The 10,655-nt window shown below is 73.1% G+C and carries 12 protein-coding genes and 4 pseudogenes; 8 read left to right on the top strand and 8 right to left on the bottom strand.

The genetic code is table 11. From position 1 onward, the window contains the following. Positions 1–24 precede the first annotated feature (24 nt). The 4 genes from ACZ4U1_RS02460 to ACZ4U1_RS02445 form a co-directional block, all read right to left on the bottom strand. Positions 25–450 carry a pyridoxamine 5'-phosphate oxidase family protein gene (locus tag ACZ4U1_RS02460; protein WP_467898644.1) on the bottom strand — a complete coding sequence of 142 codons (426 nt, stop codon included), beginning with the start codon at positions 448–450 and terminating at the stop codon, positions 25–27. A gap of 48 nt (positions 451–498) precedes the next feature. Beyond that, positions 499–714, bottom strand: a complete 216-nt coding sequence (locus ACZ4U1_RS02455; RefSeq protein ID WP_467898642.1) for a hypothetical protein — start codon at positions 712–714, stop codon at positions 499–501. 117 nt (positions 715–831) lie between these two features. Continuing rightward, the gene (locus tag ACZ4U1_RS02450) at positions 832–2,349 is read right to left on the bottom strand and encodes an MFS transporter (protein ID WP_467898639.1); all 1,518 of its coding nucleotides are present in this window, start codon (positions 2,347–2,349) and stop codon (positions 832–834) included. A 75-nt stretch (positions 2,350–2,424) separates the two neighbouring features. Then, on the bottom strand, positions 2,425–2,595 hold the full coding sequence (locus ACZ4U1_RS02445; RefSeq protein WP_467898636.1) for a hypothetical protein: 171 nt from the start codon (positions 2,593–2,595) through the stop codon (positions 2,425–2,427). A 104-nt stretch (positions 2,596–2,699) separates the two neighbouring features. Here ACZ4U1_RS02445 and ACZ4U1_RS02440 point away from each other — a divergent pair. After that, positions 2,700–3,104 (top strand): annotated as a pseudogene (locus ACZ4U1_RS02440) (ATP-binding protein); the annotation flags it as partial. Between the two features lie 143 nt (positions 3,105–3,247). Here the strand turns inward: ACZ4U1_RS02440 and ACZ4U1_RS02435 are convergent. After that, a complete protein-coding gene (locus ACZ4U1_RS02435; RefSeq protein WP_467898633.1) occupies positions 3,248–3,607 on the bottom strand; it encodes an STAS domain-containing protein in 360 nt (119 codons plus the stop codon). 236 nt (positions 3,608–3,843) lie between these two features. On the opposite strand from ACZ4U1_RS02435, the pseudogene ACZ4U1_RS02430 reads away from it, so the two are divergent. The 4 genes and pseudogenes from ACZ4U1_RS02430 to ACZ4U1_RS02415 all read left to right on the top strand — a co-directional run. Continuing rightward, positions 3,844–4,125, top strand: a pseudogene (locus ACZ4U1_RS02430) (NAD(P)/FAD-dependent oxidoreductase); the annotation flags it as partial. A gap of 93 nt (positions 4,126–4,218) precedes the next feature. Continuing rightward, positions 4,219–4,698: a hypothetical protein gene (locus ACZ4U1_RS02425; protein WP_467898630.1), complete on the top strand. Its 480-nt coding sequence runs from the start codon at positions 4,219–4,221 to the stop codon at positions 4,696–4,698. Beyond that, positions 4,668–5,156: pseudogene (locus ACZ4U1_RS02420) on the top strand (SDR family NAD(P)-dependent oxidoreductase); the annotation flags it as partial. The gene ACZ4U1_RS02425 and the pseudogene ACZ4U1_RS02420, both read left to right, overlap by 31 nt. A gap of 48 nt (positions 5,157–5,204) precedes the next feature. After that, positions 5,205–5,681 (top strand): MSMEG_6728 family protein, encoded by a 477-nt coding sequence (locus ACZ4U1_RS02415; RefSeq protein WP_467898627.1) that lies wholly within the window; start codon positions 5,205–5,207, stop codon positions 5,679–5,681. Between the two features lie 4 nt (positions 5,682–5,685). Here the strand turns inward: ACZ4U1_RS02415 and ACZ4U1_RS02410 are convergent, their stop codons facing one another. Then, positions 5,686–6,348: a hypothetical protein gene (locus ACZ4U1_RS02410; protein WP_467898624.1), complete on the bottom strand. Its 663-nt coding sequence runs from the start codon at positions 6,346–6,348 to the stop codon at positions 5,686–5,688. 195 nt (positions 6,349–6,543) lie between these two features. Between ACZ4U1_RS02410 and ACZ4U1_RS02405 the strand changes: the two genes are divergently transcribed. Next, complete coding sequence (locus tag ACZ4U1_RS02405; protein WP_467898621.1) at positions 6,544–6,789, top strand: hypothetical protein; 246 nt, start codon at positions 6,544–6,546, stop codon at positions 6,787–6,789. Positions 6,790–6,823: 34 nt separating this feature from the next. Here ACZ4U1_RS02405 and ACZ4U1_RS02400 read toward each other — a convergent pair whose 3' ends face one another. Further along, on the bottom strand, positions 6,824–7,615 hold the full coding sequence (locus ACZ4U1_RS02400) for a beta-glucanase (RefSeq protein ID WP_467898618.1): 792 nt from the start codon (positions 7,613–7,615) through the stop codon (positions 6,824–6,826). 224 nt (positions 7,616–7,839) lie between these two features. Between ACZ4U1_RS02400 and ACZ4U1_RS02395 the strand changes: the two genes are divergently transcribed. Beyond that, a complete protein-coding gene (locus ACZ4U1_RS02395) occupies positions 7,840–8,520 on the top strand; it encodes a PepSY domain-containing protein (RefSeq protein WP_467898615.1) in 681 nt (226 codons plus the stop codon). 1 nt (position 8,521) lies between these two features. Further along, positions 8,522–9,226: pseudogene (locus ACZ4U1_RS02390) on the top strand (dioxygenase family protein); the annotation flags it as partial. A gap of 9 nt (positions 9,227–9,235) precedes the next feature. Here ACZ4U1_RS02390 and ACZ4U1_RS02385 read toward each other — a convergent pair. Further along, the gene (locus ACZ4U1_RS02385; protein ID WP_467898612.1) at positions 9,236–10,645 is read right to left on the bottom strand and encodes an FAD-dependent oxidoreductase; all 1,410 of its coding nucleotides are present in this window, start codon (positions 10,643–10,645) and stop codon (positions 9,236–9,238) included. Positions 10,646–10,655 lie beyond the last annotated feature (10 nt).

Genomic DNA, 10,655 nt, shown 5'->3' with positions numbered 1-10,655 from the left:
TCCAGGCGCGCGCACCACCCGGCGTCAGAACGCCCCGAGGTCGGCGGACACCCAGTGTTCCGGCCGCATGAAGACGATGAAGTGCTCGCCGAGCCGGGCCTGGTCGTACTCCACGAACGCGGCGACCTTGTCCTCCGGGAGGTACCGCGCGGCCATGTCCCAGGACCGCTCGCGGCTGTCCGGTGCCGTCCTGGTGACCGGCCCCTCCACGCACACGTAGCGCACGGTGGGTTCCGTGCGCTGCACCATCAGGCTGAAGCGGCCCGCGGAGCGGATCGCCCGGGCCTTGCGCGAATCGGGCCCGGTACGCACCCACAGCTCGCCACCCGGCGTGTACTGGTACCAGATGGGAACCGTCAGCGGGCCCCGGCCCGGCCCTTCGACGACCGACAGCGCGCCGATGTGGGGCTCCGCCAGGAACTGCTCTCGTGCTTGAAGGGAGAGTGTCATCCGGCCGACCCTAGCGCTGATCGCACCATCGGGCGCACGGCCGGTGCCCTAACCGGCTTCGCGGTCCAGGACGCGGCGGGCGGCCTCGGCCTCCGCCGCCGGCGGGGACAACTCGTCCAGGGTGTCCAGCTCGTCGTCGGATTCGAGTTCCCGCTCCCACGCCGCGGCGAGCTGTTCCTGTTCCTCGCGCGGCTTCGCACCGACGGACTCGCGGTGGCCGGGATCCAGTGCCGCCAGGAATCGCTCGACGGGGTCCATCGGCATGCAGTGCTCCTTGTCGCCGCTCAGGGGGCCGCCTCCGGCCAGCATGGCGGGCGGTTCACGGATCGCCCGTCCGACACGGCCCCGGACCACCCTGATGGACCTGGTCGGGCACGGGCTCTAGGTGTGCCGGGCGTGCACCGGGTCGTTGGCGACCTCCTCCGGGCAAGTCCGGCGCCGGCGGCTCGCCCGCCGGTCGCGCTGCCAGTCGGCCGTCGCGAGCGCCAGCGACGCCGCCATGCCGACGAGGGCGGCGCCCAGCGCGGTGACGAGCGCGCCGCGATAGTCCTGGGTCCGGCCCAGCACCAGGTAGAACAGGCCGGGCAGGGCGGCGGTCCCCAGCGCGGCGCCCAGCCGCTGGCCGGTCTGCAGGGCGCCGCCCGCCGCGCCCGCCATGCGTACGGGCACGTCCCGCAGGGTCATGGTGATGTTGGGGGAGACCACGAAACCGCCGCCGACGCCGCCGAGGAACAGGACCGGAGCGGCGACCCACGGCGCGATGCCGAGGGGCGCGAAGCGGAGCAGCAGCGCGGTGCCGCCCAGACCGACGACGACGCCCACGAGGCCGCACACGGTGAGCAGCCGGCCGAACCGTTCCACCAGCCGGCCGGCGACCACGGCCGCGCTCGCCGAGCCCAGCGCGAAGGGCGTGACGGCGAGGCCGGACCGCAGCGGGGAGAATCCGAGGCCGTGCTGGTAGAAGAGGGCGAAGACCAGCCAGACGCCGCTGAAGCCGATGAAGTACAGCGTGCCGATGCCGGCGCCGACGGCGTAGCCGCGCACGGTGGTGAACAGGCGCGGGTCGAGCAGCGGCTGGGCGCCCCGGGCGACGAGGCGGTGCTGCCACCGGGTGAAGACGGCGAGGAGCACGGCACCGGCCGGGAACAGCCACCACAGCCGGCTGAGTCCGCCGGAGTCGGCCTGGACCAGCGGGAACATGAGCGCGAGCACCCCGAGGCCGAGGAGCAGGACGCCGGCTGTGTCCACCCGCCCCCGCTCGGAGCGGCGGGTGCGGGGCAGCAGCCGGCGGCCGAGGAGGACGGCGAGGATGCCGATGGGCACGTTGACGTAGAAGATCCACCGCCAGCCCTGGGCACCGGAGGCCAGGGCGAGGATGGTGCCGCCGATGAGGGGGCCGACGGCGGAGGAGATGCCGACGGTGGAGCCGAAGAGGCCGAAGGCACGGCCGCGCTCGGCGCCGCGGAACATCTGCTGGATGAGCGCGGAGTTCTGCGGAGCCATGAAGCCGGCCGCGAGGCCCTGGGCGAGGCGGGCCACCACCAGCAGCGTGATGTCCGGGGCCGCCCCGCAGGCAGCGCTGCAGACCACGAACCCGCTGAGGGCCAGCAGGAAGATACGGCGCCGGTCCAGGGCGTCGCCGAGGCGGCCGGCGGTGACCAGGGCGAGGGCGAAGGCCAGCGCGTATCCGGAGACCACCCACTGCACCTGGGCGGGAGAGGCGTGCAGATCGCGCTGGATGGTGGGCAGGGCGACCGCCACGATCGTCACGTCCAGCAGGCTCATGAAGCCGGCCACCAGGGTGACCCACAGGGCACGCCACCGGTGCGGATCCGGCTCGTACCCGGCCTCCCGGGAATCCGGGCCCCGACCGTCTGCCGCCGATGCCGACGCTGTCACCTGGACTCCTCTCGCTGGGGCCGCCACCGGGCGGCCCAGGTTCCCCCGCCCGGCACGGGCACACCTACCAGCCTGCTACCACTGGGTGAGCGGCGCCGTCAGGCGGTTGCGGCCGACCGCAGCCGACGGGCCGTCGAGACGGGCGGTGAGGACGCGGTCCAGGCGTCGTGCGGCGTCCTCGGTGGGGGCCCGGGCCGTGGGCCTGGTCCCGGACCGCCGACGCGTCCGCTCGGCCGGTGCGGACATGTCCGGCTTCCCAGCGGGTAGGCGTGCGGCCAGGAGACGGGGGAGCGCTGATGGAGCCGGTGGAGGCGGAGCCTGGCGGTGAGGGTGTGACCGGACCCGAGCCGATGTGCGAGATCGTGCCACTCGACGGTCACGGCGCGTGTATCGCCGAGGCGCGTCATCATGCGGCGGGCTTTCTGGCCCGAGTGCAGGGGGAGTATGGACTTCCGGTGTCGGCGCGGGTGATGGACGTGACCCGGCTGGTGGTCAGTGAGCTGGTCACCAACGCCCGCAAGCACGCGTCCGGCCCGGTGCTGTTGGAGCTGCGGGTCGTCGACGGTCTGGTCGAGGTGGTCGTGTGGGACGGCGATCCAGGACTGCCGGTGGCGCAGGCGGCCGATCCGGGCCGGGTCGGGCAGCACGGGTTGGAGATCGTGATGGCGGTCGTGCAGGGCTTCGAGGTCCACAGGGAGCCGGTGGGCAAGCGCGTCATCGCCCGTATCGCCCTGGCCGACGGAGCCGGACCGGATCCGCACCGGCCCCGCCTCCCGAAGGCCAGGGCACGGGCCCGCACGGACCGAGCCGGGGTGACCGGGACTGTGGCGGACCCGACGCCCCCCGTGTCCTGAACGCCGGAGACGGGGGCGAGCCCGTTGCCGGCGACACCGCCCGTTCAGGCGCCGTCGGCGCGCATGGCCGTGCTGCGTGAATCGGTGAGCGTGAAGTGCTCCAGGGCGCCGGTGAGGGAGAAGAGCCGGCCGACCGCCGGGTGGAGGGGGCCGAGCAGGACCAGCTCCCGGCCGCTCGCCTGATGACGGCGCCAGGCGTCGAGAAGGGCGTTGAGCAGTCCGCTGTCGGCGAAGGTGACGCGGGAGAGGTCCACCATGGTGACCGGACGCGCGGCGTCGTCGGCCTCGTCCCAGGCGGCCTGCAGCAGGTCGCTCTCAGTGTGGTCGACCTCGCCGCGGACCGTGATCTCGAAGACACGGGCATGACAGGTCACCCGCACGGTAGCCCTGCTGTCCCAGTGCATGCCTTCGCCCTCGCGCCGTTCGCCGGTGGCCGGGCGGTGGGGACCGCCCGGCCTTGCCTGATCCTCCTACCCTGTTCGGGCCACAAGTTGCCCAAGGACAAGTTGTTCTGCAGGCAGGTCACCGGGCACCGCGCCCGCCGACCGGGGTGACGGTTGCGCCGCAGGTCAAGTGGGGAACTGGTCGGCCCCGAGCACCTTCCCGCACAGCTGCTCGCGGACCTGCGGCGTTCCACGACGACGAGGGCATCCGGGGCAGCTGGGACCCGGCGGACGAGGAACGCATGGCGGACCGCGTGGAACGGCAGGTCGAGCGCTTCGCGCCGAGCTTCCGCTCGCTCGTCCGGGCGCGGCGGGTGCTCGCACCGCCCACCCTCCAGGCGCTCGACGCCAACCTCTCGGGCGGCGCCCTCAACGGGGGCACGACCGCTCTGCACCAGCAGCTCGTCCTCCGGCCCGTGCCCGGGACCGGACGGCCGGAGACCCCGGTCCCGGGGCTCTACCTCGCCTTCGCCGGAGCCTGATCACACGTCCGGCCGACGGTGCAACCGGTGACCCGCCGGAACGGGAAGGGATGGGCAGACGGCATCCGGCCACAGCATCCGAGGAGTGCCATGAACCAGTACGAGGACGGGCCCGACGCCAGGCACCGCCGTCCCGAGGGTGTCGACGACCTGACCGTCGAGGCCCTCGGATCACTGTCCAAGGCACTGGAGACCACGGAGCGCGCCCGCGGCCACCTGTACAGCTTCCACCAGCTCACCGGCGGTGCGGACCTGGAGCTGGACCGGTCGGTACGGCTGCTGCGCGAGGCCGGGCACCACGAGTGGGCGGACAGGGTGGAGACCGAGATCCTGGGCCGCAACGTCCTTCCCGGTTACTGGACGTTCCAGGTCGTCGAGGCCTACAACGCCACCTACTACCGCCCGTTCTGCGAGCTGGAACGCCTCGCGGTGGGGGAACTCGCCGAGGGCCGGGACCACCTGTACGAGGCCGAGATGAAGGAGGCACGCCGCACCCCCGGACACCCCGACCACACCGCGCGCCCCCCGCCGCCCGAGGACGCCGGAATCTGGGGCAGCCCTCCGTGGTGATCGCCAAAGCCGGGGTCGCGCAAGGCGGCCCGCTCGCCGCGACGGACCCGGCCGACTGGCGCCGGGTCGTGGACCTCAATCTGACCGGCAGCTTCCAGACCGCACGCTTCTCTCGGCGCCGCTCCGCTGATGAGCGCCTACTGCGCGTCGAAGGCGGGAGTGGAGGCCTTCGCGCACGCGCTGCGCGCCGAGGTCGCCGGTTACGGCGTCGCCGTGGGCACCGCCTACCTGAACTGGACCGACACGGACATGGTGCGCGACGCCGACCGGAACGCCGTACTGCGCGAGCTGCGGTGGCTGCGGATGGCGCAGCCGGTGCCGGCCGTCCTGCCCCGCTGGTGCTGCGGCTGGCTCGCCGGCACCTGCCCCGCCTGGAAGCCGAGGGAGTACTGGCACCGACCGGGCTGCTCGGCGCCGGCAGCGAGGCCGACCACGCGGCGGGTGGACACGCGCGCTGAAGGACGCGAGACGCCCCCCGCCCCCGCATCCACCTCCGGACGGTGCCCATGCAGACGTTCCTGCCCGACTCCGACTTCCGTCGCTCCGCCCTGCTCCTGGACCGCCGCCGACTGGGCAAGCAGCGGGTCGAGGCGCTCCAGGTGCTGCGCGGCCTCACGGTCCCCGGATACGGCTGGCGCCGGCACCCGGCCGTGCGGATGTGGCGCGGGTACGAGGAGGCCCTGGTCCGTTACGGCCTCGAAGTCTGCCGGGTATGGCGGGAACTTGGCCACCAGGACAGCTGCGCCGCCTCACTGGTCGCCGGATACGCCGCGTGCCGTCCGGGGGCGCCCGTGCGTGACCAGCCGGCTCTCGCCGCCGTCGGGGAACTGCCGCCGTGGCTCGGTGACGAGGCGTTTCACCGCAGCCACCAGTCCGCGCTCGTCCGCAAGGACCCGGAGGCGTACGCGCACGCGTTCCCCGGCGTCCCCGACGATCTGCCCTATGTGTGGCCGGCTTCCGACCGGGACGAGGACTCCGCCTGACCGCTCAGGGCGTGAACTCCTCCTCCAGGCGGTCGATCGCGCCGTCGGCGCCGAGGTGGTACCTGAAGACGAGCCCGCTGTCGGGGTGCGCGTCCAGCCAGTCGAGGAACTCCTGGACGCCGATGTGCTGGTTCTCGGTGCTTTCCACGATCGGGTTGGTGACGGTGACGTACGCCGCCTGGTCCATGGGGATGTACGTTTCCTTGCCCACGGTCTCGAAGGGTGCGCCGTCGGAGTCCGCGGGAGCACAGCCCCAGGCGCCGTGCTTGACGATGAGACTGAGCGAACCCCCTTCAGGGGTGTAGCGGTAGACCGCGATCTCGTCGGGGGAGATGGGCATCTTGTGGTCGCAGCCGCTGCCCGTGCCGGCGGAGGCGGCCGGTTCGGCCGGTGCCGGTGTCGCGGACGCGGTGGCCGCGGCGGACGGCGACGTGCCGGTCGTGGGCTTGCCCGCCGGCTTGGCACCGGCCGTCGGGGCTGCGGCCCCGGCCCCGCCGCCGCTCGGCTGCGCCGTCGCGGCGGCCCCGCTCGCGTGAGACGCCGTGGGGGCTCCGTCCCCGTCGCAGGCCGTGAGCATCAGCGCCAGGACGGCGGCCGACACGCCCGTCACGGTCGTACGGAGAACGGTGCCGGGTCTGAGTCGGTCGGTGTTCGGGGACGTCGTCATGGCGGATCCTGTCAGGTGAGTGGGAACGGGCTGTGTCTGTCCCAGGGACGGACGATTTCCAGCCACCCACCGGTTGCGCCGTCCCTGCGCCGTTGCCGGCTCGTGACACGGTTCCCGGCACCGCGCCCGCCCCCCGTTTCCTCCACCGCCCCCCGGGGAACCCGGGCGCGGCGACGAGCGGATCGGAGGACGGTCATGACGGGACACACCGACAAGCCCGCCGACCGGTACGCCCGGGCCCGCGGCGACGAGGAGCCCGGAGCGCACTCGGGCGGTGAGAGCCAGGCCCGCGAGCGGTCGATCCCCGGCACGGCGAGCGCGAAAGAGGGCTACCAGCCCGAGCAGGGCACAGTGGCCGGCGAACCGCTGCGCGGCGTCGACGCGGAGGAGCGGGAGAAGGCGGACCGGGAGGGGGAGGACCAGACCGGTTCCGGCCGGTAGACACCACGGGCGGGAACGGCACGGCGTGCGGTCCTCACGGCTCGGCGGAGTGCCGCTCCCCGTCTTCCGACGTGGACGTCTCGGTGCCTCGGCCGGCGGTGTTCCCGCCGTGCGGCCGGTCGTCGGACGGACGCCGTACGACCAGATCCGCCACCTCGAACGACATCTCGGTGGTCTCGGCTGCCGGCGCCGGGTGGTAGCGGCCCGCGCTCACGGAGAGGTTGACGATGAGATGGGCGCGCCACGCCCGCCCCACGCCCCGTTCGTCGGCGAAGACCTGGGTGCCGTTCAGCCACCAGACCACCGAACGGGCCCCGAACTCGGTGCGCACCTCGATCCAGGCGCCGGGGCTGACGGCCTCGTCGTGGACGTACCGGTTGGCGTCGCGCACATGGTTGGTGAACTCCAGCAGGTCCGGGTTGTCGGGGTGGTATTCGAAGACGTCGATCTCGTGGTTCCCGTTCCGCCAGGTCCAGATGGCCGGCCAGGCGCCGATCTCCCGGGGCAGCCGTACCCGCGCCTCCAGGACGTCCCCCGGCCGGACGGTGAACCCCTCCTCGCTGCCCTCCGTGGTGAGCAGTCCCGTGTCCCACTTCCCGTCCGGCCGGCGGGTGGCCCGGAACGTTCCCGAGCGGCTGTAGTCCGCGTCGGAGACCAGGTGGTCCAGTTTGTCGTCGTCCGGATTGACCGGGCCGCCTCCCGGATAGGCCCACGAGCGACCCGCGACCCACTGGGTCTCCGAGGCGAAGTCCGCCCTGAACACCACGTCGGACGCGGGCGGGGTACGCGGACCCGGCACCGGGCCACGGGATGTCGATTTGTCCATACGCGATGTCTCACCGGCTGACAACCGGTCATGCGCGCAGGCGGCGGGCCGCCCGCGGGCACATCCGTTCGGGGTGTCGCTCTAGAGGGCGATCAGCCGTCGGCGTGCAGGGCGTCGAGGGAGGCGTTGACCGTAGCCCTCCGACCCAGGGAGACCGTCTCCCGGATGCCGGACGGACAGATCAGCCTAAACTTGCCCATATGGTCACATCACGTAGTTGTGCGGTGTCGAAGCGTAAGCGGAAGTCCATACGAGCCCCCGGCCTGGTCTGCGCAGCCCTCGCCGCGGCCGGTGCCCTGCTCACCGGCTGTGGTGACGACGCCGGCGGCGGTGCGACGGAGGCCGCCCAGGTGGCCGTACCGCCACCCTCGCCCTCAGCCCCGCCCTCGCCGAGCTCGCCGAGCGGGAGCGCCACCCTCACCGAGGACCAGGCCGAGCGGAAAGCGCTCATCCCCAAGGCCGAGGTCGGCTACGACAAGGCGCTGAGCACCGCGGTGGCGGCGGTGCCGGACTCCAAGCCGGTCTCGATCGAGCTGAAGGGCCCGCCCGACAGCGCCCGCTGGGAGACCGAGGTCGCGACGGCCGACGGTACCGCCCACATGGTCGACGTCGACGCGGCCACCGGCAAGGCCGGTCCCGCACGGACCAAGACGGACCAGGACGCCGACGACAAGCGCAAGCTGGCGGACCGGCTGAAGAAGGCCACCGTCACCGCGCAACAGGCCGCGCAGACCGCCACGGACAGGACCAAGGGCACCGTCAGCGCCGTCGAACTGGACGACTCCGACGGGGGCGCGCCGATCTGGTCCGTCGACGTCGTGACGACCGACGACTGGAACAAGACGACCTTCGACGTCGGCGCGACCGACCGCAAGATCATGCGGGAGCACGTCGACCGGGACTGACATGGACGGAGCAGACACGCACGGCGCGGGCGGCACGGGCGCCAAGGGCGAGCCGGGATCTCCTCGGCTCGTCCGCCGTAGGGCGGTGCTGCGCGCGGCGCTCGCGGCCACCGCCGCGCTCCCCGTCGCCCTGACCGGCAGCCCCGCCTCCGCCTTCGACTTCGCCGCCGACGGTACGGCACCCCGGCCCACCCCGGCCTGCGACGACGGCGACGACCCCACGCCGGAGCAGATCGAGGGCCCCTACTTCACACCGGACTCCCCGGAGCGCACCAGCCTCCTGGAGCCCGGCCTGCGCGGCACCCGGCTCACCGTGACCGGCTGTGTCCTCGACCGGGCCTGCCGCCCCCTGGCCGGCGTCCTGCTGGACTTCTGGCAGGCCGACGACAGCGGCGCGTACGACGACACGGGCTTCCGGCTGCGCGGGCACCAGTTCACCGACTCCCGCGGGTCCTTCGCACTCACCACGATCGTGCCGGGCCTCTACCCGGGACGCACCCGGCACCTCCACGTCAAGGCGCAGGCGCCCGGCCGGCCGGTCCTGACCACGCAGCTGTACTTCCCGGACGAGCCGCGCAACACCACCGACATGTTCTTCGACCCGCGGCTGCTGATGACCGTGCGCGACGACGCGGGCGGCGGCCGGGAGGCGGCCTTCGACTTCGTCCTCGACGGCCCGCAGGACGACGTCCCGCAGGACCCGGGCCCCTTGTGATCAAGGCAGGCTGGCGCCCTGTGCGCGCAGTTCCCGCTGGACCGCGCTCACCGGGACGTCCCGCGGCTGCCGGCCCCCCGTCGCCGCGAGCGCCGCGCAGACCCCCGCCGCCTGCCCGGTGGCCATGGAGATCGGCATGACGCGGTACGAGGAGTGCGCGACGTGGTCGCCGGAGATGCAGCGGCCCGCGACCAGGACCCGGTCCACGCCCCGGGGGAGGAGGCAGCGCAGCGGGATGTCGTAGGACTCCCCGCGGGGCAGCCGTTTCAGCGTGGTGCCGCGACCGCTCGGGTTGTGGATGTCCACGGGGTAGGCGCCGCGGGCGACGGCGTCCTCGAACTTGCGGGCCGTGAGCACGTCCTCGCCGGTCAGCTCGTATTCGCCCAGGATGCGGCGGGTCTCCCGGACGCCGACCTGGACGCCGCTCTGGACGATGTACGAGTCGGTGAAACCCGGCACACGGTCGCGCAGGAAGCGGGCGATCTGCGCCATCTGGCGGTGCGCCGTGAACTCCGCACGGGTCAGGTCCCAGACACTGGTGCCGAGCACCTCGGTGATACGGGTGGAGTTGACCGCCACCTCACCGGCGTTGGGAGTGGCGAAGAACAGCACGTCCTCGCGCGGCAGGTCCAGTTCCCCGGCGTCCGTGGCCGCGCGGACCAGGTCCCACAGCCCGTGCACGCCCCGCCACTGGTCGGGATGGGCACGGGTGTAGTCGGTGAACTCCTCGTGGTCGAAGCGGACCATGCGGAACATCAGCGACATGGGCTGGGTCCAGCCGTCCTCCGGCCGGCCGATCTCGTACGACGCCCCCGCCGCCGCCGCGATGTCCCCGTCCCCGGTGCAGTCCACGATCACGTCCGCGTCCAGCACGAGGGGCCCGGACTTGGTCTCGAACACCGCGCGCGCCCGGTCGGGCAGGCTGAGAACGTCGGAGGCGAAGGCGTGGAGGAGGGTGCGGACCTCGTGGTTCTCCAGCAACTCGTACACCACGAGCTTGAACAGCTCCGGGTCGAAGGGCACCGTGTAGCCGGTCTCCAGCGAGGGCCGGACCGCCGCTCCCCTCCGCACGAGCTGGTCGAGCAGCACCCACAGCACCCCGCCGACGACCGGCTCGCCCTCGCCGTGATCGGGCGGCAGCAGACGCGCGGTGTCGCCGGCCACGGCCTGCTTGACCTCGTTGTGGAAGCTCATCAGCGGCATCACCAGGGCCGCGGTCGCATTGCCGCCGAGGAACCCGTAGCGCTCCACGAGGACGACCTCCGCGCCCGCGTTGGCGGCACCAAGGGCGGCACCGATCCCGGCCGGCCCCCCGCCGATCACCAGCACCTGTGTGGACCCCGCGTGCAGCGCCTGTCGTGGCGGCAGCTCCACCTTCCTCGGAACGCGGGGCGGCATCAGGTAGGTCACGTTCACTCCC

This window comes from Streptomyces sp. NPDC028928 (genome assembly GCF_055564915.1).
This window is presented reverse-complemented; position numbering and strand designations above follow the sequence as displayed.

What these genes read in the sequence shown, in the direction of transcription:
- ACZ4U1_RS02425 (WP_467898630.1), top strand. Translation starts at nt 4,219, where the DNA reads ATGAACCAGTACGAGGACGGGCCCGACGCCAGGCACCGCCGTCCCGAG.
- ACZ4U1_RS02435 (WP_467898633.1), bottom strand. Translation starts at nt 3,607, where the DNA reads ATGCACTGGGACAGCAGGGCTACCGTGCGGGTGACCTGTCATGCCCGT.
- ACZ4U1_RS02415 (WP_467898627.1), top strand. Translation starts at nt 5,205, where the DNA reads ATGCAGACGTTCCTGCCCGACTCCGACTTCCGTCGCTCCGCCCTGCTC.
- ACZ4U1_RS02445 (WP_467898636.1), bottom strand. Translation starts at nt 2,595, where the DNA reads ATGTCCGCACCGGCCGAGCGGACGCGTCGGCGGTCCGGGACCAGGCCC.
- ACZ4U1_RS02460 (WP_467898644.1), bottom strand. Translation starts at nt 450, where the DNA reads ATGACACTCTCCCTTCAAGCACGAGAGCAGTTCCTGGCGGAGCCCCAC.
- ACZ4U1_RS02410 (WP_467898624.1), bottom strand. Translation starts at nt 6,348, where the DNA reads ATGACGACGTCCCCGAACACCGACCGACTCAGACCCGGCACCGTTCTC.
- ACZ4U1_RS02405 (WP_467898621.1), top strand. Translation starts at nt 6,544, where the DNA reads ATGACGGGACACACCGACAAGCCCGCCGACCGGTACGCCCGGGCCCGC.
- ACZ4U1_RS02400 (WP_467898618.1), bottom strand. Translation starts at nt 7,615, where the DNA reads ATGGACAAATCGACATCCCGTGGCCCGGTGCCGGGTCCGCGTACCCCG.
- ACZ4U1_RS02455 (WP_467898642.1), bottom strand. Translation starts at nt 714, where the DNA reads ATGCCGATGGACCCCGTCGAGCGATTCCTGGCGGCACTGGATCCCGGC.